Source organism: Saccharophagus degradans 2-40 (genome assembly GCF_000013665.1).
GTDB classification, from domain to species: Bacteria; Pseudomonadota; Gammaproteobacteria; order Pseudomonadales; family Cellvibrionaceae; genus Saccharophagus; species Saccharophagus degradans.
The window spans coordinates 2,347,202-2,373,472 of sequence record NC_007912.1 but is presented as its reverse complement, the minus strand read 5'-3'; the positions used below and the strand labels follow the sequence as shown (position 1 = coordinate 2,373,472).

Sequence of the window (26,271 nt, the reverse complement as noted above, 5' to 3'; positions counted from 1 at the left end):
ACGATTAACTCGCAGCAAGCTCGGCTGCTTCGTCGACATCTACTGTTACCATTCGGGATACACCCGGTTCATGCATGGTAACCCCCAATAGCTGGTGCGCCATTTCCATGGCTATTTTGTTATGCGTAATATAAATAAATTGTACCTGCTTCGACATTTCTTCAACCATGCGCGCGTAACGCCCCACGTTCGCGTCATCTAGCGGCGCATCAACCTCATCCAGCATACAGAATGGCGCTGGGTTTAGGCGGAAGATAGAAAATACCAAAGCAATAGCTGTTAGCGCCTTTTCACCACCAGACAACAGGTGAATTGTGCTGTTTTTCTTGCCTGGGGGCCTAGCCATAATCGCAATACCGGTATCAAGCATATCCTCACCGGTAAGCTCTAAATATGCATGACCGCCACCAAACACTTTGGGGAACAACTCTTGTAGACCAGAGTTAACCTGATCAAACGTTTCTTTGAAGCGTGTCCGCGTTTCCCGATCGATCTTTTTAATGGCGTTTTCTAGGGTTTCAAGTGCCTCTCTTAAATCTTCGTTTTGGCTATCTAAATATAACTTTCGCTCACTCTCAATTTTATATTCTTCGATAGCGGCAAGGTTAATAGCACCTAAGCGAGAAATACGATTTGCAATACGCTCTAGCTCTTGCTCTAAATTCTCTTCAGTTAAGCTTTCATCTAAGTTAGCTAAAACATTTTCTAGGTCAAAGTCATCATCAAGTAATTGCTGACGAAGGTTTTCGCTTTTAACTGCAAAAGTTTGCGCTTCTAAACGAGATGATTCCAAACGCATACGCAATTCGGCAATTTGCTGCTCAACCTGATGACGCTGCTTCTCCACATCACGCAATGAGGTTTCAACCGTCTCCAATGCTTGCCTAGCTCGATTGAGTTCCTCTTCGACTGCAACACGTTTTTCGAGTAGCGCTTCCAGCTCTAATTTATTTTCTTCTACAGGGTCGCGGTTTTCTTCTAGAGCCATGCGCAGCGTTTCACGGCGCTCTTGCATGCGCTGCATTTGATCCTGCAAACGCTGAATTCCCTGCTTAATGGATTCTAGCTGTGTTTTTACCGACTGAGCACGCATAGCCAGCTCATGAGCACGATCGCGGTCATGTCGCGCTTGTTGCCTTGCGTTATCGAGCTTAGAACGAATGTCGTCACGCTGGCTAAGCAAGCTTTCGCGTTTTTCCGTGTCGGTCTCCATTGCGAGAATGGCTTCTTCTAAAATTGCACGCGCTTCAACTAGGTTTTCAGATTCTGCACTCAGCTGCTCTTTTGCTTCTTTTATATCCCTATCTGTGCGCTCACGCCCTTCGAGCACCTGCTCTACCTTGGCTCGCTTAGCACTTAATTGCGCTCGAGTCTCACCGTGGCTGCGCTGAATTTGTTCCGACTCGCTGCGCAAACTATCGCGCTGAGTTTCTTTATCTGACAGCTGTAACTTAACGCTCTCTAGCTCTTCTGTAATGGTTTCAATTTTTTCTTCCAGTACATCGAGCGACTCGCGCAATGTTTCCATCTCTTGCTTACGCGCAATAATGCCATCGTTAGCATCGGAAGCTTTAATTACTCGCAACCAGTTTTTGCTTAACCACAAGCCATCTTTAGTAACGATAGATTGCTCTGCAGTAAGGCTGCTGCGCATAGCCATTGCCGCTGTTAAATCTTCGGCGACCAATACGCCCGCCAAAATACCCGCAGGTAAATGGCTTGATTTAATTTTGCTTGCCAGCGTTTCTGCACCGCTGGCATAAGCTGCCCCTGCGTTCGGCTCAATTAAAAGTAACTCGCCACCGGTTAAATCGTTTAACAGGTCACTAAAAGTATCTAGGCTTGAATCAACACATACAGCCTGCAGAGACGAGCCCAAAACGACTTCTGCCGCCTTTTCCCAACCGGTTTCCACATCTAAGTTTTCGGCTAAGCGCTTATTACCCGCCAAACCTTGGGTTTCTAGCCACTCGCTTACCGCACCGCCACTTTCACCCATGGCAGCCTGATGCAACGCTTCTAAACTAGCAAACCGCCCCTTGCTGGTTTGTAACTCAGAACGGTATTGATCTCGCTCGTCGGTAAGCTTTTGCTGGCGCTCGCGAAGCTCAGTTATTTCCTCGGCTACCTGTTGGGCAGCTTCCGCCTTTTCTTCAATTTGCAGGTCGAGAGTACCAAGCTCTTCTTCGAGGATTTCGATATCTTCTTCTACATCGCCTACAACCAAGTTTTCTCGCTCACTCTCTAGCTTGCGAATACGGTCGAGTAAGCGCTGTTGCACTTGATCTAAATATTTAATACGTGACTGCTGTACTTCGGCCTGCTGGCGCGGCTCTGCAGCAGTTTGGTTAAACTGATCCCATTCTTGTTGCCAATGCTGCATGGCTTCTTCAGATTCAAGCAACATAGCGGCAGAAAGCTCTTCTGTTTCTTTAATTGTGCCCAAGTCTGGCTCAATTTCTAACAGCTCTGCTTCCCAGCCCTCTGCCTTGTGGGTGTCATTCGCTAAATGCTCTTCAGCTTCGCGACAATCGCGCTCTGTTTGCTCGAGATCGACTTTTAATTGACGCTCGCGCTCTTGCGCATGCTGAATGGTTTGCTCAATACGTGCTATATCGGCACCAATTGAGTAAAAGCGGCCCTGCACTTCGTTAAATGCGTCGCCGAAATCTGTGTGCTCTGAACGGAATTTTTCTATTTGAGCATCAAATTTAACTTGCTCGGTCACACCCGCTTCTACGCTTAGCTCTAAGTCGCGTATAGTGTTTTGTTTTTGATCTGCTTGTACCTTCAGTTTTTGATAGCGCAGCGCTTGCAAATCGGCCTTCAGCTGGCGCTCTTCTTTTTTAAATTCGGTGTATTTTTCAGCAGCCTGCGCTTGGCGCTCTAAACGCAGTAATTGACGCTCTAGCTCTTCGCGGATATCTGTTAAGCGCTCAAGGTTTTCGTGCGTACGGCGCATACGGTTTTCGGTATCGCGACGGCGCTCTTTATATTTAGAGATGCCGGCGGCCTCTTCAATAAATACGCGCAGCTCTTCTGGTTTAGCCTCAATCAATTTAGAAATCATGCCCTGCTCAATAATGGCATAACTTCTGGGGCCCAAACCGGTACCAAGGAAAATGTCGGTAATGTCACGACGACGGCATTTACTGCCGTTTAGGTAATAAAAGTTTTGCGCTTCGCGCGTTACTTTACGCTTAATAGATATTTCGTTGAAACCAGCGTATTCACCGGTAATTGTTGCATCACTGTTATCGAAAATAAGCTCGATAGATGCTTGACCAACAGGCTTGCGGCCACCGGAACCGTTAAAAATAACGTCCGTCATGGATTCGCCACGCAGGTTTTTAGCGGAAGACTCGCCCATAACCCATCGCACAGCGTCGATAATATTCGATTTACCACAACCATTCGGCCCAACTACAGAGCAAAGGTTGCTAGGAAAATTAACGGTTGTAGGGTCTACGAAAGATTTAAAACCCGCTAATTTGATACTTTTAAGGCGCATATTTGATCACTATTGTTGTCGATACAGGCTGTCGCAGTATTTTTGAGCACACCCGCTAGGCAAACCGCCCGTTTTCGCTAAAACCGACGATTCTACACATTTCATTTTGATGAAGCACCCGATTTAGGCACTTCTAATGACTAGGGGATTTGCTCGGATATGACGAGTACAGCAGGCTCCTTCTGCTCGGCTGGGGTAATGGGGCCAAAGGTGGCTTCCCAATCACCAGACTGGGGAACAGCACTGCCCGCTTGCGATACGCGTGCGACCAGCTCGACCTGCGAAAAACTCGATAAGGTCATGCCCTGAGCCATAGACATCTCTTCGGTAAGCTCAACCTTGATAGGCAACTGATCTACAGTCACCTTTTGGATAGCGAGTGGCATTCTCGGCCCCTGCCATGCACGCGCATAGATAAACACTGTCCAACTTGGGTCGACCTCAACGCTTTTACCCAAGCTTACTTGCATGGCCACTTTAGTTAAGCTTTTAGCGGGCTTGGCATCGCTAGCTTTGCTTGATTTCTCTGCCTTTGGCGAGAGCTCCAATGCCAGCTGCGCCTGAGCTATAGCTTGGCTTATTGCTTCGGTGCTGGGTGAATCTGGGTGAAAGGTGCCAAGCGCCAATTGCCAATAATCTATCGCCTTTTGGAACTCCCCCTCTTGATAAGCTGCGATACCCGCTAAACCAAGTGCATCCGAGTTGCGCGGCTCTAGCGCTAACGCCTGCTCGGTGTAATCGCGCACCGCCGGCGTAATGGAGTTGCCCGCTTGCAAAAATAGAGCATTGGCCAACTCGGCCATAACATGCGCCGCCTCTGGCTGCTGCTGTAAAACTTTCTTAAACGCTCTAACGGCCTCTTCATATTCGCCCTTTCTTACCGCCAAAGTAGCCAATAAGTACCAAGATTGAGTATTTTCCGGTGCTTCAGCTGTGCGCTGTAATAAAGATTGGTAAAGCTTGTCTGCTTCTTCTTTGGAGGACTGATTTTGCGCCGCCCCCATTTGCTCGTAGATTTCCCAATCTGCCATAGCCCCTTGCTTGGCATAAATAGCAATGGCAAGCACGGGTACCGCCACCACCAACGAGATAACTGGCAATCTACTGCGCCAATTGGTCACCAAAGGCTGCTCCTGCAAGGGGTCCACCTTGTTTTCCATTATTAGCGTGTTTTCTAAATCCCTTTTAAGACTCTCCGCCTCTTTGGCCTCTAGCTCGCCGCGCTGCTCGCTTGCATCCACATCGGCAAGGTGATCTTCAAATACAGACTCGTTAATTGCGTCTTGTTGACCGGTGGCCAGTTGTGACTTGCGAGATACTTGATTACGTATTGCCGGCCACAGGATAAACACAGCAGCCAATGCACTAAAAAGGAGGAAAACTTGCCAAAATGCCATTAGGTTATAGTCCAGTTAAAGCTATCTATTTGAATGTAATAATTATTTTTGTAATCCGCTTAGTCTTGATCGTGGTCTTCTGGTTGCTCTTTATCGGTAGCTATGTTGCGGCGGCGCTGTAGCACGATTACGCCAAACACAATAACGCCCATTAACAACATCAAACCCGGCCCCCACCACAAAATAAGGGTTTTGTTATTCACTGGGGGTTTATAAAGCACAAAATCGCCATAGCGATTCACCATATAGGCTTTAATTTGCTTGTTTGTTTGGCCCTCTTTGATAAGGCGAGCCACTTCGCGACGTAAATCGTAGGCGATACCCGAATCGGTACCCACTAAGTTTTGATTTGGGCACTTAGGGCAGCGCAACTCGGCAGCAAGTTCTTGATAACGCTTACGATCTGCGTCGTTATCGAACTCGATTACATCAACAGCAGCCCAGCTGGCAGTACAGATTAACAAGGTTATAGACACAAACAGAGCTTTAATTGTTCCTTTCACGCGTTTCTCCTCGGAATTTCGCCGCGAGATTATATCAGCCAGCACCTCACAGCTCTATAAGCGCAGCAGCCTGAGAAAGATAATAGATTAGCAGTAGACAAAACTGAGACCTTTAGCTCGCCAAAGGTTCAACAAACACCCAATGCGATCACCTTTTAAACCACTTTGAAAAGTTGAAATAATTTCGCAAAAAAACTGTTGACCGAAAACTCAATATCATTACAATGGCCGCTCCTTTCGGGGGGTGGTTAGCTCAGTTGGTAGAGCGGCGCCCTTACAAGGCGTAGGTCACAGGTTCGACCCCTGTACCACCCACCACTCAATCCTTTGCGTGACAAGGTGTGTTGAGATAAAGGAAAAATCGCGGCCCGGTAGTTCAGTTGGTTAGAATGCCGGCCTGTCACGCCGGAGGTCGAGGGTTCAAGTCCCTTCCGGGTCGCCACTATTTAGAAAACAAAAAAGCCCATACCGTTGGTATGGGCTTTTTTTTCGTCTTGCAGAAACTACAACGGTAGCCTGTGCAGCCCCAGCAACCAAAACCGCTGGGGCCAACGCTCAAACCTAAATAGCGCTATCGAACAGAGCGCAAACCGTATTGCCCCAACCCACCAGGCTCTACCTGAAAGATAGCCGAAGACTCCTCGAACACATGAGTCGCACCCAGCTCGAATGCCCCGCAGGCTTTACCGTCAAACTCTACACATTGCGGCAGCTCAAAAGTAAAGGTGGGTACAGAACTCACCTCTTTTAGCGCTATTGAATAAACAAGCTCACTTCCAGCCTGATCGGTACGTACCCATTGCAAATAAACCCGCTGAGCAAGCAACTCACCAGATGCAGAGGCTTCGTTTTGCGTATACAGGAGTTTGAAATGACCAGACATGTCAGAGTAGGACCAAGCACCCCCCTCCCAACTTGAAGCAACCACCTCAGAGGTTTTTTCTGGGCTAGCCATCACGTGATGCCTTTCCCATCGCTCGGTAGCAGCATTTGCCGCCGCGCTCATTAAGATAACAAAACCAACAAAACCAACAAAATTCACATAAAAAAGCGCGATCAATCGTAAAGGAGCTTGCACGTAGTCGTATTCCTAGCTGAATAAAAATTTAACAAAGAGCGCTAAGATGCCATGCCCTCGCAGCTTTGCCAAGGTTAAACCCAGTCTGAGTGCGCTTTTTGCCATTGCTTTTCCTTCTTAACATCGAAATAGGATCGCATAAACTCACGAATACGAGGCTGAATTTCTGTCCTAAAGCGACGACCACTAAACACCCCGTAGTGCCCCACTCCCGGCTGAATATAATCTATACGCATTTCTTCGGGGATGTTTTTACAAAGGGTATGTGCCGCCTGAGTTTGCCCGATGCCAGAGATATCATCGTTTTCCCCCTCGACCGTCATAAGTGCTACGCCTGTGATGCAGCCTGGGTCGACGAGCTCTCCGTTATGAATAAACTCCCCTTTGGGCAAGCTATGGTTTTGGAATACTTCTCGAATAGTATCCAGATAAAACTCGGCCGAGAGATCAAGCACCGATAAATATTCGTCGTAGAATTCGCGATGCTTTTGTGCGCTATCGCAATCACCTTCTACAAGGTGATCAAAATACTCTTTGTGCGCAGATATGTGTTTATCTTGGTTCATGGAGATAAACCCACTTAGCTGTAAAAAGCCAGGGTACACTTTGCGCATTACCCCTTTGTGAGGCCAAGGCACGGTGTAAATCATGTTATCTCGGAACCACTCAAATGGTCGCTCTAGGGCCAAGTTATTGGGCAGCGTTGGCGACTCTCTTGGGTCAATTGGCGAACCCATAAAGGTCATAGTTGCAGGCATTTTTTTGCTTTTGGCCTTAGCCATCATCGAAATAGCAGCTAAAACAGGTGGCCCGGGCTGACAAATAGCAACTACATGAATACCCTCGCCAATTTGCTCGAGAATTTCTGCCACATAATCGATATAAGTGTGAAGGTTAAATTCGCCACGAGCGATAGGCACATTGCGAGCATCTTCCCAGTCGGTCACATACACTTCGTGATCGGGTAAAAACGCTTCAACGGTGCTGCGTAACAATGTTGCATAGTGGCCAGAAAGCGGCGCAACAAGTAATACCCTAGGGTCTACACGCGTCTCTGAGCGCGCATTTTTTAAATCTTCTGCATCTCGCTTAAAGTGCACTAACCTACAAAATGGTTTTTTCCACACGATAGATTCAGAAACCGTCACCGGCGCGCCATTTACGACAGTCTCTGTAATGCCCCATTCGGGTTTACCGTATCGGCGAGTAAGGGATTCGAACAACTCACAGGAGGCAACCATGTTGCGCCCGTAAAAAGTATCAGCAAGAGGATTGTAACTGGATTGGAACAAACGCTTTTGAAAGCCAGCAAGTTCACGCCAAGGCGCTAAGGCTGCATGATTTAGCTCGTACGCGTGATATAACATGATGTAACCCCGCAGAAATGTGTGACTACCTATTGATCATAACACAATTTTGCTGCAATGCATCATAATTATATGGCGCGCAAAGCGTTGCACTGAGCGCGCCAAATCTAGACCTAATCTAGCCAGCGCTTCGTTAAGCCTTTGTATGCATCTATGCGCCTATCGCGGAAATACGGCCAAATTCGACGAACATCTTCACTGCGCTTTAGATCAATTTGCGCGCACAACGGCCCCTGCTCTTCACAATTGGCCAAGGCTAAAAACTCTCCCTGCGGGCCAGCGATAAAACTGGTACCCCAAAATTCGATCCCTGTGCCGTCATCTACCGGCGAGGCTTCAAAGCCGGTTCTATTCGCCACTAATACAGGTAAACCGTTGGCAATGGCGTGCGAACGCTGAATGGTCACCCACGCATCGCGCTGCCTTTCTTGCTCGTCTTCATCGTCGTCTGGGTCCCACCCTATGGCAGTGGGGTAAATAAGTACGTCGGCGCCGGCCATTGCCATTAAGCGTGCACCCTCTGGGTACCATTGATCCCAACACACCATTACCCCGAGCTTACCCAAGCGCGTTTCTACAGGCTCAAAACCACAACCGGGCGCATCGGCATCACCGGGAGTAAAATAGAATTTCTCATAAAAGCCGGGATCATCTGGGATATGCATCTTGCGGAAGAACCCCACACGACCTAGATCCCCATCTATAACCTGCGCTGTATTGTGGTAAAGGCCTGGCGCCCTGCACTCAAACCCCGAGATAACAAGCACAATATCTAACTCGGCGGCCAATTCGGCGAAATATTCATAGGTTTCACCATCTAAGTCTTCGGCCAGATCAAAACACTCAGTGTCTTCTACCTGACAAAAATATTGCGTGGCATGCAGTTCTTGCAGCACCACTAACTGAGCACCAGAATTGGCAGCTTCGCGCACATGCTCGGCTGTGGCCGCCATATTTTCTGCTTTGTCATTACCACCTATGGCTTGCTGCACCACTGCAGCTAGAAAAGATCGCGACATAACCTAAAAACCCGCCTTTTTTACCTGAAATAACATTAAATTGCACCTATTTGCATAGTGGCGCAATGTAAGCTGCCATGCTGCTCTAACAATGCTTCACAGCGCACCGTTACAATTGTTTTGTTTGGCATTGCTGTCGTTAGCACGTCGACCGCAATTTGATCTTCGCTCACCCCGTAAACGGGCACAAAAGCCACATCGTTACATATTAAAAAGTTGGCGTAAGTGGCCGGCAACAGCTGCCCTTCCTCCACCTGACTATACACAATTGGCGTAGGTAGCTCTGCCAATTGCCAGTTGTGCACTGCAGCCAACGCACTAATTTGCGACTTTAACGCCAGTAAAGCAGCCGCATCTGGGTGGCTTGGATTAGGACCAGAATACACCACAGAGTCGTTTGCAACGTATCTAGCAATGGTGTCGATATGGCCATCGGTATCGTCACCCGTCAGCTGAATACCCTCAAGCCAAGCGAAAGCCTTTACGCCCAACTCTTTTGCGAGTATCGCTTCAACCGCCGCCTGATTAAGGCCCGGGTTTCTATGGGTGTCTATTACGCAGTCTTTATTGGCGAGTAATACACCGCTATCGTTAATTTCTAAGGCGCCGCCCTCAAAAAAGTATTCGCTTTCGCGCACTACGTCACCAAGCCAAGGCTGTAACTTTTTACCCACCAAGGTATCTAGCGCCGCGGGGTACTTTCCCCCCCAGCCGTTAAAGCAAAAAGAAACATAATCGGAATGGGTTGTTAACGGGCCGTAATCTCTAATCCACGTATCGTCGTAATCTATGCTATCAATAACAGATACCGCACAGCGACGCGCGTTAGCTGCAGAACGCCCGAACTCTTTGTCTAAATCTTCCAGCCACTGCGCCTTGCTTATTGATGAATGCAGCAACACCCATACGTCACTATAGGTAGAAAATGCAATCAACATGGCCCAATAACATTGCTCTGCCTGCGCATAATTATCTTGCCAATCACTATCTTCATAGGGCCACGCAATGACAATTGCACGCACAGCAGACCATTCAGGTTTTAGCGCTGAATTCACAGTTACTCTCTTAAAATGAAATTATGCTGATATAAAGGAACCTATGAGTAACCCCAACCGCTTCGTTACCGTTCTTGCTAAGAGCTAAGCCCATTAGCAGCGAAGAACGCCTTGCGGCTGAACGTTTTTGCCCTCGCAAAAAGTAATTGAGGTTATTCAGAGTTTCCTAAAGTTTGTGGGCGGCTAAAACTAGTTAGCCGCCGGCGCCTGTAGCGCCTGCCATTGACTGGCAAGTTTAGTGTTCCAAATGTATTCAGATATTGGTCCGGTATGCTTATAGCGAATAACGCCGTCAGCATCCACAAAAAATGTTTCTGGTAGCCCCGTAATACCTAAATCTAAGCCAAAACGACCGGTATCATCGAAGATAACTGCTTCGTACGGGTCTTGGTGCTCTTCAAGCCACTTTAACGCGAGCTCTTTATCGTCCTTATGGTTAACACCAATAATACGAACGCCTTTTTTAGATAGTGCCACCAACTCTGGATGCTCTTTCTTACACGGCGCACACCATGTTCCCCAAAGGTTTAGCAAGTAGGGCTTACCTTTAATTTCCTCGCCCGACACAGCTGGCTTTTCGTCAAACAGTGAGGGCATAGTAAATTCAGGTACAGGTTTATCCAGCAGCGCCGACTCCACATGACCGGTATCGCCACGAATAAGCGCATACATAAGCACCACGGCCAAAAAAGCAAACACAAAAACAGGGATAAAAAGCTTTAAACGCTCCATTCTAATTTGGCACCTTACTCGGGTTGTTGTTTGGCAGTGGCAAGTATGGGCTTCGCATCGGCATCGCCAGCTTTTGCGTCTTCACCCACTGCATTTTTTACAGCAACAGTTTTTTTGCGCTTGTAGCGTTTATCTGTAATAGCTATAAGGCCACCCAGCGCCATAAACACTGCGCCAAACCATATCCAACGCACTACCGGTTTGTAGTGAATACGCATACTCCACGAGGTATTGTCTAGCTTTTCCCCCAGCGCAATATAAATATCGTAAAAAAAGCCAGGGTCGATAGCCACTTCACTCATTATATTGCCACCAGAAAAATAAGCGCGCTTTTCTGGGTGCAGAATGCTTATTGTCTCGCCGTCTTTGCGCACTATAACTTCGGCTCGCTCGCCATTATAGTTTGGCCCTCTTACGCGGCTTACATCAACAAGCTCATACTCTAAGTGGCCAGCAAACGCGGGCTTACCTAGCTCTAACCGTAGATCACGCTGATCATCGTAAATGGTATCTAAACACACACCCAATAGGCATATACCAAAGCCAATATGCGCCACAATCATGCCGTAGTACGTAGCCGTTAGCTTGCCCATTCCAATCCACACACTCGCAGCATTGCGGGTTTTACGTACTAGATCGAACAAACAAGACAAAATAACCCAGCTGCCAAGCGCAATAGAAACCGCCGCAGCCCAAGAATATTCATCGGCTATCATGCCCGGCAATGCGGTACCCAACCAAAGCGCATACAACGCGGGCGACTTAACCCAGTCACGCATTCTTTTAGCTTCGGTCTTTTTCCAATTAAGCACCATGCCAATACCGGTAGCTATGGCGGCAATGCTCATTAATATAGAGAAAAAGATATTAAAGTATGGCTCGCCCACCGACACAGCGCCCAACCCAAGTAGCAACAACACTACAGGGTAAAGTGTGCCTAGCAATACAATGGAAGCAGAAACAATAAACACCACACTGTTTAGCAATAAAAACGCATCGCGCGATAGCAGCGCAAAACCTGTTTTTGATTTAACCAGAGGCGCCCGCATAGCAAATAGTATGAGCGAGGCAAGAATCACAATAAATAAGAATGCCCCAATAAATACCCCGCGCGACGGATCACTGGCAAAAGCATGAACGGATGTAAGCAAGCCCGAGCGCACTAGTAACGTGCCCAACAAGCTCAGCGAGAAGCCAAAAATAGCTAAAAATAGGGTCCAGTTTTTAAATAACCCACGCTTTTCCGACACCGCCAAATTATGGATAAATGCGGTACCCACCAACCAAGGCATAAAGGCTGCGTTTTCAACTGGGTCCCAGAACCACCAGCCACCCCAACCTAGCTCGTAGTACGCCCACCAACTTCCAAGTGTTAAACCCAGCGTTAAAAAGCACCACGCCAAATTACCCCAAGGCCTACACCATCTTGCCCAGGCGCTATCTAACCGGCCACTTAGCAATGCCGCAATACTGAATGCAAAAATAACAGCAAAGCCAACATAGCCCATATACAGCATTGGCGGATGGAAGATAAAGCCGGGGTCTTGTAAGAATGGGTTTAAGTCAGCGCCATCCACAGGCGGTAAGGGCAATATTCGGTCAAATGGGTTTGAGGTGAGCAAAATAAACAAAATAAAGCCAAACGACACCATGCCGAGTACTGAAAGCACCCTAGCTTGAAAATCTAGCGGTAATTCGCGGCTAAAAATAGTTACCGCTAAAGTCCAACCTGCAAGCATTAACACCCACAGCAGCATTGAACCCTCGTGCCCGCCCCAAACGGCACATATTTTGTACACCACAGGCAGCAATGAATTCGAGTGATTGGCGACATAGGCTACAGTGAAATCGTCCTGATAGAACGAAACGCCAAGCAACACTATTGAGATTGCAACAAACACAAACATGCCGGTGGATAAAGATCGCGCAGAGGCCATCCACACCAGCTTACCGTTGTAGCTACCCGCCATGGGGATTATGGATAAACATAAACTAAGTAATAGCGCCATAATTAGCGCAAGATGACCGTACTCAGGAAGCATAATCTAGTCCTTCACAGGTCTTTTGGTGCTCTACACCGTCAACTGACTCTTTCATCGCGTTTTCAACTTCTGGTGGAGTGTAAGTTTCATCATGCTTGGCAAGCACCTCTACCGCTTCAAACACGCCCTCTTGCGTAACCTTACCGGTTACTACGGCCGCCTCGCCCTCATCGAATAAATCTGGCAATAAACCCTCGTAGCGCACCAATACTGACTCTTTGCCGTCGGTAATGCTAAAGGCTACTTTTAGGCTGTCGGAAGCGCGCTCTACACTGCCAGGCACAACACAGCCACCGCCGCGAATAGTTGGGCCTCTTGGCGCCTCTCCCGAAACTATTTGAGAAGGCGGGTAAAACAGGTTTAGGTTTTTACTCAACGCAAAAACCATTAGCCCCACGGCAACAGAGCTTGCGATAACAATAAAAAGAACCGTCATAAGACGTTGTTTTCTAACTGGGTGCATCACATTCTTCCAATTACTAAAATTTAAAACCTTTAAATTGGCCTAGCCCTTTAAATACAACTAAGTGCAGTAAAAAGTGCAGTAAAAAGTGCAACAAAATATGCTGCTAAGCCAAAAAACTTTAACCACCCGCGCTATTTTCTATGGCGGCTTCTCGACGTGCTAATCGGCGCTGCTGCTGAATAAATTTTCTACTTTTCAGAATCGGCATTAATAAAAGAGACGCCAAAACAACAAACGTTACAAAGTAACAAATCCACACGTAAGGCCCGTGGCCATTCATTGTGACAAATTCACTAAAACTATCGAAGTAAAAATCCATAAACGTCTATTTCTCCGCGACCAAATCTTGTACCCAGCGTGTTTTGCGCTCGCGAAGCAAGATTTCTGCTCGCACATGCAGGATCAAAGCCCATGAATATGTTAAATAATACGCCACAATCATAACAATTAAGGGGTAAGCCATAGAGGCTGCAATGGTCGACTCGTCAGTCACTTTTATTGTGGCTGGCTGATGGAGCGAATACCACCAATCAACAGACTTGTAGATGATAGGTACGTTTACCGTGCCCACTAAGGCCAATATTGCACACACCTTATCGGCGGCATCTTTGCTGGGGTTGGCCTCATGTAAAACGATAATACCCAAGTACAGTAACAGCAGAATGAAGGTAAACATAATGCGCGCGTCCCACTCCCACCATGTTCCCCATGTAGGCATACCCCAAACGGCACCGGTAAACAAAGACAGAAAGGTAAGCCCGGCGCCAATCGTGGCAGCCGATCGCATTACTACGAAGGAGAGCTTCATCTTCCAGATAAGACCAATGGCACCGGCTATGGCCATAACGTAGTAGCCAGCCATTGCCAAAATACTGCTAGGCACGTGCACGTATATTATGCGAAAGCTATTGCCCTGCTTTGCATCTTCTGGCGTAAACCCCAGCCCCCAAATAGCACCACCTACCAACATAATCACACAGGTGGCACCCAGCCAAGGCAGCCAAGCAGTTGTTTTTTCGTAAAACCAGCGGGGTGAACCCAAGCGATGAAACCATTCCCAAGACACAGGCTTATCCTATAACGGGGCAACTATAAGAGCTGCCTATCAAAGAGTTAGTGACGTAAATTTATTTTTAGTGCTCCTGCGGTAGCTGCTGGAGCTAGCACAAGAGATATAGCCAACATGGCGCCTATCACCGCAATATGCCCTGCAATGGGCACACCGTCAATCGAAGCGGTCACAGCTGTCGCTCCAAACACCAAAACAGGTACATAAAGCGGCATAATAATCAAAGAAAGCAACAAACCACCCTTTCTTAGCGTTACAGTAAGGGCTGCGCCTATTGCTCCAATCAAACTCAATACAAAAGTGCCTATAGCAAGTGATACTACAAGCGCCATATAGCCTTCACCCGGCAAAGACATCATCACGCCTAGCAATGGCGATAGCAGTGTAAGCGGTAGGCCAGTTACTAACCAATGCACAATTATCTTAGCCAGCACCAACCAAAACATGGGCTGCCCAGAAGCTAGCATTTGCTCTAAACCACCATCTTCGTAGTCACCCACAAATAAACGGTCAAGGGACAACAGCGTAGCTAGCAACGCCACAGTCCAAATAATGCCCGGCGCAATAGCCCCTAACACCTTTGGGTCTGGGCTTACCCCCAGTGGTATAAACATAAGAATGCTAAAAAAGAACAACAACGGGTTGGCGAGATCCGCCCTATTGCGAAAAGCGATTACCCATTCTCGAGCAAAAGCGCTGGCAAACAGTGTACCCAGTGAAGGTAATGGCGCAGTCAACACCGCGGAATGCTGTTTAGTAGTCATTGCCAACCGCCATATCTGATTTTTGCCCACGCAATGGCCGATACTGGTTTATATCTACCGTTTTTAAATTGGGTACACTCACGGGTTGATGGCTGGTAAGCAACACAATACCGCCGGATTCTGCGTGCGCGCGGATTAAACTTTCTAACTGCTGTACCCCGCCTACATCTATTGCAGTAAACGGTTCATCTAACAGCCAAATGGGTGCCTTGGAGCAGTAAAGCCTTGCTAAAGCCACCCGCCGCTTTTGACCCGCGGACATTTGATGACAAGGCACATCTTCGTACCCCGCTAGCCCCACTTTGTGAAGTGCAGCCTCTAATTGTGCTTCGGAAACATCAATCGCTTGCGCAGAGGTGTTTTTATTGCCGTTTAAGCCAAAATACCAGCGCAAATTCTCAAGCGCTGTTAAGGTTTGCTTAACACCTGTGGCGTGACCAAAATACAGCACTGAGGCAAAAAAATCGTAACCTCTATGAGGCGCATTATTCCATAGCACCTCACCGGTATAACTATCGGATAAACCCGCAACAATTCGCATTAACGTGGTTTTACCTGCGCCATTACTGCCCAAAATCTGAACGATATCTCCTGCCTCGAAATTTGCAGATAAATCTGAAAATAGCAGGCGCTCATCGCGTTCGCAGGCTAAAGACCGCAACGATAAAACCCTTTGATTAACGCTAGATTGTGACAACTGGCATCCCCCGATGAAAAAGCTCCCGAATAATACCAGATAACGCCAGCATTTTGCCGGTTATGTAAAGCTCGACTAAAGTATAAGGATACAAAGCCTTGATTTAAGACAAGAGAGACAACAATGGATGCGCCCACAAACAAAACCGACATAGGCGCAAAGATACTTAGCTCATTATCCAAAGGGGCTACCAGCGCAGAAATAAACCCAACCACAGATTTAAAGCCAGGCACGGTATTAAAGGGCGTAGTTGAGCAAATTAAACCCATCACTGCGCAAACGGCAAATCAACTGCTTGCAGGCACCGCAAGCGAAGCGCAAGCCAAGCCAGCCAACAGCCCCTACACCAATGCGCAGAAAACTACAGCAAGCCTGCCACCTAAAATAGAAGCATTGTTACGCTCAGTGCAATCCAATCTGAATACCGCTAGCCAAAATACTGCAGTACTAGCAGATATAAAAATTGGGCGACAAACACTCCCTATTGTTACCAACATCCCACTTAAAAGCGGCGACGCAGTTTTACTTACCAGCCGTGCAGATGGCACGCTAAATTTAGACCCCAAACTCAACAACCTAATTGCCGCCAGACTAACGCAAACAAACCCCAGCTCGGTAACGTCGGCACAGCAACACCCCAGCGATTTGAATGCGGCAACCTCTCGCTCGCTGTCCAATACACCAACAAACATGCTTAAATTGCAGCCAGCACAAATGCAGGCTGTAACCGCCGAATTGAATCGAGCACTACCCCAGCAGCAACCGCTTAACCAAAGCCTGCAAACACTTAACAGCTCGCTTAACATACTGCGCGAGCACTCACAGCAATTAGCCCTAAGTACTGCAGATAAAAACCAGCTTATAAAACTGGTTAACAATGTAATAAATAAAGCCCTAGATTCCAGCAACCCCATAACAGGCCAACAGGTATTGAAAGCCATTCAAAATAGCGGCCAATTTTTAGAATCCAAACTAGCCAACAGCTTACTTACCAATAAAGATGCCAGCCCAACAGCTAAACAAGCTACAGCAGAAAACATAGCGAATAGCGACACCAAAAGCCTTTTATTTCAAACCACCCAAGCTAGTAGTTCACAGTTAAATACAGCCCCCCCTATTACAGAGAAACCCCAAACCGCACTTGACGCTTTACTAAAGCAATTTATGACGGCAAAAGGCCACATGCCAGAGGCTAACAAAACAAAAGCCGAAAACACCCAGCGCCTACTTACCGCCATAGCCGCTGCCGCGCAATCGGGTTTAGCGCGTATTCGATCAAATCAGTTACAACAATTACTGCAAATGGATAGCGCCGCTATAGATGCAGTACGCACCCCACCGCTTGCGTTAGAGCTGCCCATTAAACTCTGGGATTATATTTTCCCGTTACACCTTAGCTTTCAAGAAAAATGGCGCACAGAAGATGAAGAGGAGAAAGAAAAAAATAAAGACAAAAAACAAAAGCGCAAAAGCTATTGGACCATGTTTATGGAGTTTGAATTAGACAACCTAGGCAAAATGGCTGCAGAAGTAAAAGTGCAAAAAGATGCCTCTGGCGATCAAGTAATGAGCACACTTTTATGGGCGGAAAGCGAACCCACCAGACAAAAAATTCGCAAAAAAATACACACCCTTAAAGCAGACTTAGAAAACACCGGCATTACTGTAAATAGCATGGAATGCAGTGAAAATGCGCCGCCTATCAACAAGCGCACCACCATCACACAATCTTTAATAGATATAACGACATGACAGAGCTAACAGAAACACACCAGAAAATGACCAAAGCCGTAGCACTTTATTACGATGGCGAAAACACACCTATTGTGACTGCCAAAGGCTTGGGCGAAGAAGCGCAAGAAATAATTCGTATTGCGGAAGAAAGTGGCGTGCCATTATGCGATAACGCTTTACTGGTAGAGTTATTAGCACAACTAGAATTAGGCGACAGTATTCCTGGCTCGCTCTATACAGCTATTGCTCATATTCTTTCATTTGCTTACCAGCTAGAACTTGATTACCACCCCTTACCTATTGATCGCTAACGTTGCTATTGTTTGGCAGCCAAGCTTGGTCGGACTTTCTACCGTATAAACATAAAGCAACAATTGCGGGCAAATAACATACAGCGGAGAAAATAGAGCCAACCATTTTTTGGGCTTCTGGCACACCTGGGTACAAATCGATTGCACCAAAATAGGCGTAAATGTGTGCATAAACAATATTTACCAATAAAAACGCATGCCAAAAAACGGGGGTCATAATTGACTTGCTTAGAGCGAAACCAAACAACCCTGCGTACAAGCCTACCGAAAAACACACACTTAAAAACTCTAACACCCCAGCATCTGGGTGACGAAGCAAAACCGAATAACCTAACAGTTCGATAAATACAATAAAAACCGCGTAAGCTAACCACCACTTCGAACGAGTTGGTGCCTTATTGTTAGAAAAATCCGTCATAATTCGAGTCTTGTATTAATTATTTTTAAAGATTAATCACACGGCACAACTATACCGGTGCCACCTAACCCGCAATAACCGTTAGGATTTTTCGCTAAATACTGCTGATGATAAGCCTCTGCGAAGTAAAACTCTTTGGCTTTAATTATTTCAGTTGTTATTTCACCGTAGCCCTTCTCGGTGAGCATTGCTTGAACAACTTGCTTACTATGCTCAGCTTGCTCTGCCTGCTCATCGGAATATACATACACGCCCGACCGATACTGGGTACCTAAATCATTGCCCTGCCGCATACCTTGAGTAGGGTTGTGAGACTCCCAAAAAACCGCCAGCAACTTTTTAAAGCTAACTTGTGATGGGTTGTAAACAACCAACACAACCTCATTGTGACCGGTACTGCCAGAGCACACTTCTTCATACGTTGGGTTAGGTGTAAACCCAGCGCTATAGCCAACTGCGGTTACATATACGCCAGGCAATTGCCAAAATTTACGCTCTGCTCCCCAAAAGCAACCAAGTCCAAACACACATTGCTGCATGTTGCTAGGGTAAGGTGGCGCTAGCGGCATGCCGCTTACAAAATGCTCTGCTGCGGTTTCAATAGGTACATTGCGACCTTTAAGGGCAGTTTTTTCTGTGGGCATTTTGGCCTTTTCGGGCTTTGCATAAAACAAGCTCATACCGTGCACCTTTTTAAACGCTATTGGTTCGCAGTTAACTTCACACTGCACATCATTTAATCAAAATATCACAATACTTGCGCCAAACGCTGAATAGCAGACAAATTCATACTTTTTGTACTTTGAATAGCGTGCAATTCGTGTAACTATTCTGCGTTATATAGCGCTAAACTAACAGAGTTTGATAGACAAATATTAGCTATCACTGGGATGTACTTATTGCAAGCAACTATACCACTGCATAATGCTATCACTGCAATATAGCCCCAATTTATTTACCCACTATTATTACGCTAAATTTACCTCATTGAGCGATGCCGACCGAACCTATGACCGAATTGAAAACCCAGTTTGAATCCCCCTACTTTGCCGCCATCGATTTAGGCTCCAACAGCTTTCACATGCTTATTGTGCGCTTAAACGAAGATCAAATAGACATAATTGATCGCGAAAAAGACATGGTTCAAATTGCTCGGGGTTTACAAAAAGACGGCTCACTTAGCGCAGAGGCTAAAGAGCGCGCCATAGCAAGCTTAACACGCTTTGCCGAGCGCCTAAGGGATATACCTTCTGCGCAAATTCGCGCAGTGGGCACCAAAGCGTTAAGGGCAGCACGCGATACAAAAGAATTCTTAAAGCAAGCCGAAGCCGCACTTGGGGTGCCAATTCAAATTATTTCCGGCTACGAAGAAGCGCGTTTGGTTTACTCGGGCTTTTCCCATTCGGTATCTAACGACCACTCGCGCAGGCTTGTAATAGATATAGGCGGCGGCAGCACCGAATTTATTGTAGGGGTAGATTACGAACCAGCCCTAATGGAAAGCCTGGGCATGGGCTGTGTAACCTTTTCCGAAAACTTCTTTTTTGATGGCGGCGTAAACCCAAAAACAATGCGCAAGGCATACTTAGCAGCATGCAGCCGCCTAGAAAGCATTCGCAAAATATATTTAAAAAGCGGCTGGGACACAGCACACGGTACATCCGGTACCATTAAAGCTATTGCCGACTTAGTTGCCGGGGCAGACGGCGGCGCTATTATTACTCGCGATTCACTAGAAAAACTATACGAAAGTATTGCCCAAACCGGCGAGCTGCCACACAACGATATCCCCAAGCTAAGACAAGATGTATTACCCGCTGGCACGGCCATATTGTTAGCCGTGTTCCATCAGTTACAGCTTGAGCAGCTAAGAGTAGCCAATGCCACCCTTAAAGAAGGCCTTATTTACGACACCATTGGCCGCTTTAGCAACCACGACTCGCGCAGTTACACCGTTAAAAAATTACAAGCGCAATACCAAATAGACGAAGCCCAAGCAGACCGCGTAGCCAATACGGCTATTGGCTTATGGTTGCAAATAGAAGGCTTGCCAATGCGTGGCGTATCGCGCACTAAAATTTTGCGCTGGGCGGCCATGCTGCATGAAGTGGGGCTAAGTATCTCCCACACCAGTTTTCATCACCATGGCTACTATATACTGCGCCATAGCGATTTGGCCGGTTTTGGCCGATACGAGCAATACATATTGGCAAACTTGGTGCGTGGCCACAGAAGAAAGCTATCTACCAATAGGTTCGACGGCATGGACGACGCCACCCTAGCTGCCTTTTTGCCCGTATTATTGTGCTTAAGGCTCGCCACCTTGCTACACCGCCGCAGAGAAGATTTAACGGTAACCCCAAGATTACGTGAAAATAACGGCCGCTATACACTTAGCTTGCCACAGGAATGGGCCGCCGAGCACCCGCTCACAGTTTCAAGCTTAGAGCACGAGCGCGCCTATTTTGGTGCAGTAGACATACAATTCGAGTTTGTTGCAGTTGCAAATTAAGTGCGCTGCATTAAACATACACACAAAACCCACGGCTACTAAAACATAATGAAATTAGTGAACAAGCAATGATTCGGCTTATATTTGCAGCAGTATTAATAGGTGTAATTTGGTGGTATTTACGCAAATTACGCAAGCTACCCGCAAAAGAACAAAAGAAGGCCTATTGGAATGTAGCGGTAGCCGCACTTATCGCCATTACGCTTTTTGCAGTATTTACCGGTCGCATGCACTGGCTTGGCGGTGTAATAGCGGGGGTATTTGCGCTAGGTAAAATGGGCATTAGATACTTGCCGCTTATTAAATTTTTGGGCAAAAACAATGTGTTTGGCAACCCAACCTTCAATACTCCGCACCTAAAAGCTCAGGTAGACCTACAAACCGGCGATGTTACGGGCGAAGTGCTTGATGGGCCGCTGAAAGGTAAAAACATCGCCGATTTAACCAATGAAGAGCTAGCAGAACTACACAGCTACTACAAAGATAAAGACAAGCGCGCCTACTACCTTGTATACGTTGTAATGCAGCGCAGAAACACCCAAGCACACAGCCAATCGAGTGGGCAAGCTGGGCAAAAAACGTTTGTCGATGCAGGCAACCTAGCGATCACAGAAGCGGAGCAAATTCTAGGGCTGGAAGATAACTACTCGAAGGACGATGTAATTGCCGCACACAGAAGACTTATTCAAAAACTGCACCCAGACCGTGGTGGTAACGATTACCTCGCATCGCAGGTTAACTTAGCCAAAGATACCCTCTTAAAACACTTGGACTAAACCAAGCTAAGCCCTACATCTAATAAACGCATCACCCTATTGCCCGCTCAATAAGCAGCGGGCATTCATACCTAAGGCCGCTTAAACACAAAATGTAGGTAGCGCGCCATATTTCTAAACGGCTCTAAGCGCGAGTACTCCAATTCTTTTACTAGCAAGCCATCTGGGTCGGCTTCGCGAATGCTTTTGTCTAAAATGTAATCCTGAAAAACGCGAATCCCGCTAAAACCAACTAACTCCAATTTCAGCTTCTTACCCCATTGCATAAGTTGCTCGGGAGTAAGCGGTGATATGGGGGTAAGGCTACCTTTAAACGCTTTAAAGTTATTGCGATCGAACTTTTTGAAATTACCTCGCAAAAGGTTTTTAAACGCTAACCCGTGGGCGTTATAAACAATTACCGACAAATAGCCACCAGTAGCGACAGAATCAACTAAATAACCAAAGCCTTGACGAGGATCTTCTAACCATTCCAATACCGCATGCCCAAGAACCAGTGGATACTCCTTCACAGGCAGTTGCTGTAACGCGCACTGGGTAAAGGTTGCACTGCCAACGATTGGCATACCAGCTTGGGCTTGCGCCTCGCATATCTCCTGCCAGCGCACTTTGGCCATGGCTAACATCTTTTCAGACACGTCGCACAAGTGCACATGCGCGCCCTGCTCAGCCAAACCCAACGAAAAATGCCCTTGTCCTGCTCCCATATCCAACACTTCAACACCGGCTAAGTTTTGGAATAATGGAACGTAATCGCACAAATCTCGCTTTAGTACCTCTAGCCGCACCCGCCCTTTGTGGCTGCCGTAAATGTTGCGAGCAAAGCGCGGCGCTAGGTCGTCGAAATTTCTATCTGCCATTTACTACCCTATTTATTGCCTTAACCTTAGTAGGTTAACAACAACTTTAATTACACTTATTTAGTGGTTTTAGTATGTCTTTGCGCGTTTAAGGCAAGCTTGTTCGCTATTACTTCATCTATGCTTAAACCTAGCTTGTCACACAGCACCACAAGGTACATGGCAACATCGGCAATTTCTTGGCCAACAGCCTGTTTTTGCGTTTCGGTTAATTCATTGCCATCTTCCAGCCACATAAACTGCTCAAGCAGCTCTGCAGACTCTACAGAAATTGCTGCAGCAAGGTTTTTGGGGGTGTGATGACCATGCCAGCCCTCTTTATCGGCAATAGCATAAAACGCTTCTAGAATGTGCGATATGTTCACCTTTTGTGCTACTCCCGTATTGGTTAGGCCTATAGCCGCTGCGGCGGTTGAATTATCACTGACACAGGTTTACATTCCAATCATTGATTCTTATTTCGCGCATAACGCGACACCGTTGCACTTATAATCGCAAGTACACCTAGAGGCCTATATGACTGCCAGCGCAGACTCGGTAACAAACACTCCCGCTCACCACAAAAGCTTTAACTACATCCGCTCACAGTATGTTGCATCGCTTAACTTAACCGTGCAGGAATTTGAGCACAAAGTAACGGGAGCCAAACACTACCACTTGGCCGCAGACAACCAAGAAAACGTATTTTTAGTGGCGTTGCGCACCGTGCCACAAGATAGCCGTGGCGTAGCCCATATTCTAGAGCACACCGCACTTTGCGGCAGCGATAAATACCCTGTGCGCGACCCATTTTTTATGATGACGCGCCGCTCGTTAAACACGTTTATGAATGCCTTCACCAGCTCTGACTGGACTGCTTACCCGTTTGCGAGCATGAACAGCAAAGATTACAACAACCTATTAGATGTGTATTTAGATGCGGTGTTTTTCTCGCGCCTAGACCCTCTCGACTTTGCCCAAGAAGGCCACCGCCTCGAATTCGAAACCGCAGACGACCCAAGCTCTAAGCTGGTGTACAAAGGCGTTGTGTTTAACGAAATGAAAGGCGCTATGAGCTCGGTCCCGTCGCAGCTTTGGCAAACTCTCACTAAGTACTTGTTTCCAAATAACACCTATCACCACAACAGCGGTGGTGACCCAGAAGCCATTCCCGATTTAACCTACGAGCAGCTGATTACGTTCTACAAAACCCACTACCACCCAAGCAACGCTATTTTCATGACCTATGGCGACAAACCAGCGGCTGAACTACAAGAAAAATTTGAAACCCAAGCGCTATGTAAGTTTGAACGGTTAGATAAAGAAATTTCGGTGCCCGACGAAAAACGCTACTACGCGCCGGTAAAAGTGCAAGAAAGCTACCCCTACACCCAAGCAGACGCTGCCGACAAACATCACGTTGTACTGGGTTGGTTATTAGGTAAATCCACCAATTTGCAAGAAGCGCTGCAAGCACAGTTGCTATCAAGCGTGTTAATGGATAACAGTGCAACTCCACTTATGCACGCACTCGAATCTACCGAGCTTGGCTCTTCCCCCTCGCCCATTTGCGGCCTAGATGATTCGCAAAAAGAACTTACATTTATTTGTGGCTTAGAGGGCTGCCAAGAAGGCAGCGCAGATGATGTAGAGCAATTAATTGAAAGCACCTTGCGCAAAGTAGCCGAAGAAGGCATTCCACAAGAAGACGTTGAATCTGCACTGCATCAATTAGAATTACACCAGCGCGAAGTGGGCGGCGACAGCTATCCATTTGGCCTTCAGCTAATAATGACCGCCCTTACCGCGGCTACACACCGTGGCGACCCAGTAAAATTATTAGATGTTGATGCAGCACTGGATCAGCTGCGTGAAGATATAAAACAGCCAAACTTTATTAAAACACTTATCGAAAAGTGGCTGCTAAACAACCCGCATAAAGTACGGTTAACGCTTAGCCCCAATGCCGAGCTGCAGGCGCGTAAAGAGCAAGCAGAGCTAGAGAAACTTGCGCAAATACAAGCGAACCTAACCGAAGAAGATAAACAAAACATTGTTGAGTTGGCCCAAGCGCTTAAGAAACGCCAAGACCAAATTGATGACGAAAGCATTCTGCCCAAAGTGACTCTTAGCGATGTACCCGCAGCAGAAGATGCAACCACAGGTGAAACGACCACACTTGCGCCCAACAACCCCACACCCGTTACGCGCTATAGCGCAGGTACCAATGGCCTTGTGTACCAACAATTGATATACCCGTTGCCGCAGTTTTCGCCCGAACAGCTTAACGTATTGCCGCTGTACAACACCTGCATTACTGAGCTTGGGCTCGGTGAAAAAGATTACTTAAACAGCCAGCGCTGGCAAGCTAGTGTTACAGGCGGCCTTTCTGCTTTTAGCTCAATTCGCGGCGATGTTAACGACCCTCATAAATTAACCAGTTATTACGCGTACTCAGGTAAAGCACTTAATCGCAACCAAGCAGCGCTTAGTGATGTATTAAAAGCATTAATAGAAACGCCACGCTTTGACGAAACTGGCCGCATTGCCGAATTGGTATCGCAAATACGCGCCCACCGCGAGCAAAGCGTTACCGGCAGTGGCCACAGCTTAGCCATGGCTGCAGCATCTTCTGGCATTTGCGCTGCGGCTAACTTGCAACATAACTGGTCTGGCTTAGCCGGCATTAAAGCGCTTAAACAGCTGGACGACGGTTTGCGGTCCGAAGGCGGCCTAGAAGCGTTATCAAATTTATTTACCAGTATTCACGAATTAATTACTGCGTCGCAATTTCAAGCTTTGCTTATTGGTGAGCATGCCCATTTAGACGAGATGCAAGCCCAATTAGCAGCCCGTTTTACAAGCAATACCCAAACCCCAGCTACAGGCTTTGACCTTGGCAAACAAGTTCGCCAAGTTAACGATGCGTGGTTAACCGATTCACAAGTAAACTTTTGTTCTAAAGCCTACGCCACAGTTCCTATGGACCACCCAGACGCGGCCGCACTTGTTGTGCTCGCCGGCGTAATGCGCAATAGTTTTTTACACAAAGCCATTCGCGAGCAAGGCGGCGCATACGGTGGTGGTGCAAGCCAAGATAGCACTATTGGCGCTTTCCGCTTTTACTCCTATCGCGACCCGCGCTTAGAAGAAACCCTTGCAGACTTTGACCGCAGTGTAGAGTGGGCAATAACCGAGAATCACGATAGACAAAAAGTAGAGGAAGCCATTTTAGGTACTATTGGCTCATTAGATCGCTCCGAGTCCCCTGCGGGTAAAGCAAAACGCTGTTTTTATCAAGAATTACACGGGCGCCCACCCGAAGTACGTCAACGCTTCCGCGAGCGAATTTTAGCCGTTGAAGCCAGTGATTTGCGCCGCGTAGCGGAACTGTATCTAAAACCCGACAATGCACACATTGCAGTTGTGACGGATTTCAGTAAAAAAGACAAAATGGAAGCAGCGGGCCTTACAATCCAAACGCTGTAAAAATATTATTCACGCGCGCCCACCCAAGGGCGCCGTACAAAGGATTGCAATACTAGGAGTATTTTAGATGTATAGCTGCACCATTCGTCCGCGCTTTAACGAAACCGATGCCCTAGGGCATATAAGCAACACCGTGTTACCTAGCTGGTTTGAATCTGCGCGGGCACCGCTGTTTGAAGACATTATCCCATCTTGGACTATCGCCAATTGGCCCATTATTTTGGCCCACTTCGAAGTCGATTTTCTGCAGCAGATTTTTTTGGGGGCAGATGTAACAATTACAACGCAAATACAAAAGGTAGGTAACGCCTCGTTTACGGTGTATCACGAAGCGTTTCAATCAGATAAAAAAGTTGCCTCAGGTAATGCAGTGTTAGTATTTTTTGATTTTAAAACACAAAAAACCACCGCAATCCCAGACGATATTAGAGCTATTTTAGAATCCAACCTCGGCTAACATAATCACTACCGCTTTTAGCAACTAGCAACTAG

24 protein-coding genes and 2 tRNA genes are annotated in these 26,271 nt (G+C 47.1%); 8 read left to right on the top strand and 18 right to left on the bottom strand.

Features of this window, described 5'->3' with window-relative positions; all coding sequences use genetic code 11:
* Positions 1-4: 4 nt before the first annotated feature.
* The 3 genes from smc to SDE_RS09860 all read right to left on the bottom strand — a co-directional run bounded on the left by smc (position 5) and on the right by SDE_RS09860 (position 5,411).
* Positions 5-3,511 carry a chromosome segregation protein SMC gene (gene smc / locus SDE_RS09870; RefSeq protein ID WP_011468357.1) on the bottom strand — a complete coding sequence of 1,169 codons (3,507 nt, stop codon included), beginning with the start codon at positions 3,509-3,511 and terminating at the stop codon, positions 5-7.
* Positions 3,512-3,651: 140 nt separating this feature from the next.
* Positions 3,652-4,908, bottom strand: coding sequence for a c-type cytochrome biogenesis protein CcmI (ccmI, locus tag SDE_RS09865; RefSeq protein ID WP_011468356.1), 1,257 nt, complete (start codon positions 4,906-4,908; stop codon positions 3,652-3,654).
* 59 nt (positions 4,909-4,967) lie between these two features.
* Positions 4,968-5,411, bottom strand: coding sequence for a cytochrome c-type biogenesis protein (locus SDE_RS09860; protein ID WP_011468355.1), 444 nt, complete (start codon positions 5,409-5,411; stop codon positions 4,968-4,970).
* Positions 5,412-5,653: 242 nt separating this feature from the next.
* On the opposite strand from SDE_RS09860, the gene SDE_RS09855 reads away from it, so the two are divergent.
* Together SDE_RS09855 and SDE_RS09850 are read left to right on the top strand one after the other, a co-directional pair.
* Positions 5,654-5,729 (top strand) — tRNA-Val (locus tag SDE_RS09855).
* A gap of 47 nt (positions 5,730-5,776) precedes the next feature.
* A tRNA-Asp gene (locus SDE_RS09850) sits at positions 5,777-5,853 on the top strand.
* Between the two features lie 129 nt (positions 5,854-5,982).
* Here the strand turns inward: SDE_RS09850 and SDE_RS09845 are convergent.
* The 11 genes from SDE_RS09845 to ccmA form a co-directional block, all read right to left on the bottom strand.
* Positions 5,983-6,489 carry a hypothetical protein gene (locus SDE_RS09845; protein WP_011468354.1) on the bottom strand — a complete coding sequence of 169 codons (507 nt, stop codon included), beginning with the start codon at positions 6,487-6,489 and terminating at the stop codon, positions 5,983-5,985.
* Positions 6,490-6,563: 74 nt separating this feature from the next.
* Positions 6,564-7,856, bottom strand: coding sequence for a polyhydroxyalkanoate depolymerase (locus SDE_RS09840; protein WP_011468353.1), 1,293 nt, complete (start codon positions 7,854-7,856; stop codon positions 6,564-6,566).
* Between the two features lie 113 nt (positions 7,857-7,969).
* On the bottom strand, positions 7,970-8,875 hold the full coding sequence (locus SDE_RS09835) for a carbon-nitrogen hydrolase (RefSeq protein ID WP_011468352.1): 906 nt from the start codon (positions 8,873-8,875) through the stop codon (positions 7,970-7,972).
* A 35-nt stretch (positions 8,876-8,910) separates the two neighbouring features.
* The gene (locus SDE_RS09830; RefSeq protein WP_011468351.1) at positions 8,911-9,930 is read right to left on the bottom strand and encodes an agmatine deiminase family protein; all 1,020 of its coding nucleotides are present in this window, start codon (positions 9,928-9,930) and stop codon (positions 8,911-8,913) included.
* A 189-nt stretch (positions 9,931-10,119) separates the two neighbouring features.
* Positions 10,120-10,662 (bottom strand): DsbE family thiol:disulfide interchange protein, encoded by a 543-nt coding sequence (locus tag SDE_RS09825; protein WP_011468350.1) that lies wholly within the window; start codon positions 10,660-10,662, stop codon positions 10,120-10,122.
* 14 nt (positions 10,663-10,676) lie between these two features.
* Complete coding sequence (locus SDE_RS09820) at positions 10,677-12,704, bottom strand: heme lyase CcmF/NrfE family subunit (RefSeq protein ID WP_011468349.1); 2,028 nt, start codon at positions 12,702-12,704, stop codon at positions 10,677-10,679.
* Entirely contained in the window at positions 12,694-13,167 is a 474-nt protein-coding gene (ccmE, locus tag SDE_RS09815) for a cytochrome c maturation protein CcmE (RefSeq protein WP_011468348.1), read from the bottom strand. Before ccmE ends, SDE_RS09820 begins: the two co-directional genes overlap by 11 nt.
* Before the next feature lie 121 nt (positions 13,168-13,288).
* On the bottom strand, positions 13,289-13,450 hold the full coding sequence (ccmD, locus tag SDE_RS23235) for a heme exporter protein CcmD (RefSeq protein ID WP_226986501.1): 162 nt from the start codon (positions 13,448-13,450) through the stop codon (positions 13,289-13,291).
* 45 nt (positions 13,451-13,495) lie between these two features.
* Positions 13,496-14,236, bottom strand: a complete 741-nt coding sequence (gene ccmC / locus SDE_RS09805; protein WP_011468346.1) for a heme ABC transporter permease CcmC — start codon at positions 14,234-14,236, stop codon at positions 13,496-13,498.
* 47 nt (positions 14,237-14,283) lie between these two features.
* Positions 14,284-15,003, bottom strand: coding sequence for a heme exporter protein CcmB (gene ccmB, locus SDE_RS09800; RefSeq protein WP_011468345.1), 720 nt, complete (start codon positions 15,001-15,003; stop codon positions 14,284-14,286).
* Complete coding sequence (gene ccmA, locus SDE_RS09795) at positions 14,993-15,700, bottom strand: cytochrome c biogenesis heme-transporting ATPase CcmA (protein WP_193339780.1); 708 nt, start codon at positions 15,698-15,700, stop codon at positions 14,993-14,995. The genes ccmB and ccmA overlap by 11 nt, the downstream gene beginning before the upstream one ends.
* A 123-nt stretch (positions 15,701-15,823) precedes the next feature.
* On the opposite strand from ccmA, the gene SDE_RS09790 reads away from it, so the two are divergent.
* Entirely contained in the window at positions 15,824-17,452 is a 1,629-nt protein-coding gene (locus SDE_RS09790) for a flagellar hook-length control protein FliK (RefSeq protein ID WP_011468343.1), read from the top strand.
* On the top strand, positions 17,449-17,745 hold the full coding sequence (locus SDE_RS09785; protein ID WP_011468342.1) for an EscU/YscU/HrcU family type III secretion system export apparatus switch protein: 297 nt from the start codon (positions 17,449-17,451) through the stop codon (positions 17,743-17,745). The genes SDE_RS09790 and SDE_RS09785 overlap by 4 nt, the downstream gene beginning before the upstream one ends.
* Here SDE_RS09785 and SDE_RS09780 read toward each other — a convergent pair.
* Together SDE_RS09780 and msrA are read right to left on the bottom strand one after the other, a co-directional pair.
* A complete protein-coding gene (locus SDE_RS09780) occupies positions 17,732-18,163 on the bottom strand; it encodes a hypothetical protein (protein ID WP_011468341.1) in 432 nt (143 codons plus the stop codon). The two genes, SDE_RS09785 and SDE_RS09780, sit on opposite strands and share 14 nt — an antisense overlap.
* Before the next feature lie 32 nt (positions 18,164-18,195).
* Positions 18,196-18,843: a peptide-methionine (S)-S-oxide reductase MsrA gene (gene msrA, locus SDE_RS09775; RefSeq protein ID WP_011468340.1), complete on the bottom strand. Its 648-nt coding sequence runs from the start codon at positions 18,841-18,843 to the stop codon at positions 18,196-18,198.
* Positions 18,844-19,172: 329 nt separating this feature from the next.
* Between msrA and SDE_RS09770 the strand changes: the two genes are divergently transcribed.
* Together SDE_RS09770 and SDE_RS09765 are read left to right on the top strand one after the other, a co-directional pair.
* Positions 19,173-20,675, top strand: coding sequence for a Ppx/GppA phosphatase family protein (locus tag SDE_RS09770; protein ID WP_041324548.1), 1,503 nt, complete (start codon positions 19,173-19,175; stop codon positions 20,673-20,675).
* 68 nt (positions 20,676-20,743) lie between these two features.
* Positions 20,744-21,451 carry an aconitate hydratase 2 gene (locus SDE_RS09765; protein ID WP_011468338.1) on the top strand — a complete coding sequence of 236 codons (708 nt, stop codon included), beginning with the start codon at positions 20,744-20,746 and terminating at the stop codon, positions 21,449-21,451.
* A 71-nt stretch (positions 21,452-21,522) separates the two neighbouring features.
* Here the strand turns inward: SDE_RS09765 and SDE_RS09760 are convergent, their stop codons facing one another.
* Together SDE_RS09760 and SDE_RS22630 are read right to left on the bottom strand one after the other, a co-directional pair.
* Entirely contained in the window at positions 21,523-22,311 is a 789-nt protein-coding gene (locus SDE_RS09760) for a methyltransferase domain-containing protein (RefSeq protein WP_011468337.1), read from the bottom strand.
* Positions 22,312-22,367: 56 nt separating this feature from the next.
* Positions 22,368-22,676: a nucleotide pyrophosphohydrolase gene (locus SDE_RS22630; protein WP_011468336.1), complete on the bottom strand. Its 309-nt coding sequence runs from the start codon at positions 22,674-22,676 to the stop codon at positions 22,368-22,370.
* Between the two features lie 151 nt (positions 22,677-22,827).
* Between SDE_RS22630 and SDE_RS09750 the strand changes: the two genes are divergently transcribed.
* Together SDE_RS09750 and SDE_RS09745 are read left to right on the top strand one after the other, a co-directional pair.
* Complete coding sequence (locus SDE_RS09750; protein WP_011468335.1) at positions 22,828-25,779, top strand: insulinase family protein; 2,952 nt, start codon at positions 22,828-22,830, stop codon at positions 25,777-25,779.
* A gap of 67 nt (positions 25,780-25,846) precedes the next feature.
* Positions 25,847-26,236 carry an acyl-CoA thioesterase gene (locus SDE_RS09745; protein WP_011468334.1) on the top strand — a complete coding sequence of 130 codons (390 nt, stop codon included), beginning with the start codon at positions 25,847-25,849 and terminating at the stop codon, positions 26,234-26,236.
* The last annotated feature ends 35 nt before the right edge of the window (positions 26,237-26,271 follow it).

Excerpts from the sequence above, each read along its gene's own strand:
- smc (WP_011468357.1), bottom strand. The coding sequence starts at position 3,511 with ATGCGCCTTAAAAGTATCAAATTAGCGGGTTTTAAATCTTTCGTAGAC.
- ccmI (WP_011468356.1), bottom strand. The coding sequence starts at position 4,908 with ATGGCATTTTGGCAAGTTTTCCTCCTTTTTAGTGCATTGGCTGCTGTG.
- SDE_RS09840 (WP_011468353.1), bottom strand. The coding sequence starts at position 7,856 with ATGTTATATCACGCGTACGAGCTAAATCATGCAGCCTTAGCGCCTTGG.
- SDE_RS09835 (WP_011468352.1), bottom strand. The coding sequence starts at position 8,875 with ATGTCGCGATCTTTTCTAGCTGCAGTGGTGCAGCAAGCCATAGGTGGT.
- SDE_RS09825 (WP_011468350.1), bottom strand. The coding sequence starts at position 10,662 with ATGGAGCGTTTAAAGCTTTTTATCCCTGTTTTTGTGTTTGCTTTTTTG.
- SDE_RS09820 (WP_011468349.1), bottom strand. The coding sequence starts at position 12,704 with ATGCTTCCTGAGTACGGTCATCTTGCGCTAATTATGGCGCTATTACTT.
- ccmE (WP_011468348.1), bottom strand. The coding sequence starts at position 13,167 with ATGCACCCAGTTAGAAAACAACGTCTTATGACGGTTCTTTTTATTGTT.
- ccmD (WP_226986501.1), bottom strand. The coding sequence starts at position 13,450 with ATGAATGGCCACGGGCCTTACGTGTGGATTTGTTACTTTGTAACGTTT.
- ccmB (WP_011468345.1), bottom strand. The coding sequence starts at position 15,003 with ATGACTACTAAACAGCATTCCGCGGTGTTGACTGCGCCATTACCTTCA.
- SDE_RS09790 (WP_011468343.1), top strand. The coding sequence starts at position 15,824 with ATGGATGCGCCCACAAACAAAACCGACATAGGCGCAAAGATACTTAGC.
- SDE_RS09785 (WP_011468342.1), top strand. The coding sequence starts at position 17,449 with ATGACAGAGCTAACAGAAACACACCAGAAAATGACCAAAGCCGTAGCA.
- SDE_RS09780 (WP_011468341.1), bottom strand. The coding sequence starts at position 18,163 with ATGACGGATTTTTCTAACAATAAGGCACCAACTCGTTCGAAGTGGTGG.
- msrA (WP_011468340.1), bottom strand. The coding sequence starts at position 18,843 with ATGAGCTTGTTTTATGCAAAGCCCGAAAAGGCCAAAATGCCCACAGAA.
- SDE_RS09770 (WP_041324548.1), top strand. The coding sequence starts at position 19,173 with ATGACCGAATTGAAAACCCAGTTTGAATCCCCCTACTTTGCCGCCATC.
- SDE_RS09765 (WP_011468338.1), top strand. The coding sequence starts at position 20,744 with ATGATTCGGCTTATATTTGCAGCAGTATTAATAGGTGTAATTTGGTGG.
- SDE_RS09760 (WP_011468337.1), bottom strand. The coding sequence starts at position 22,311 with ATGGCAGATAGAAATTTCGACGACCTAGCGCCGCGCTTTGCTCGCAAC.
- SDE_RS09750 (WP_011468335.1), top strand. The coding sequence starts at position 22,828 with ATGACTGCCAGCGCAGACTCGGTAACAAACACTCCCGCTCACCACAAA.
- SDE_RS09745 (WP_011468334.1), top strand. The coding sequence starts at position 25,847 with ATGTATAGCTGCACCATTCGTCCGCGCTTTAACGAAACCGATGCCCTA.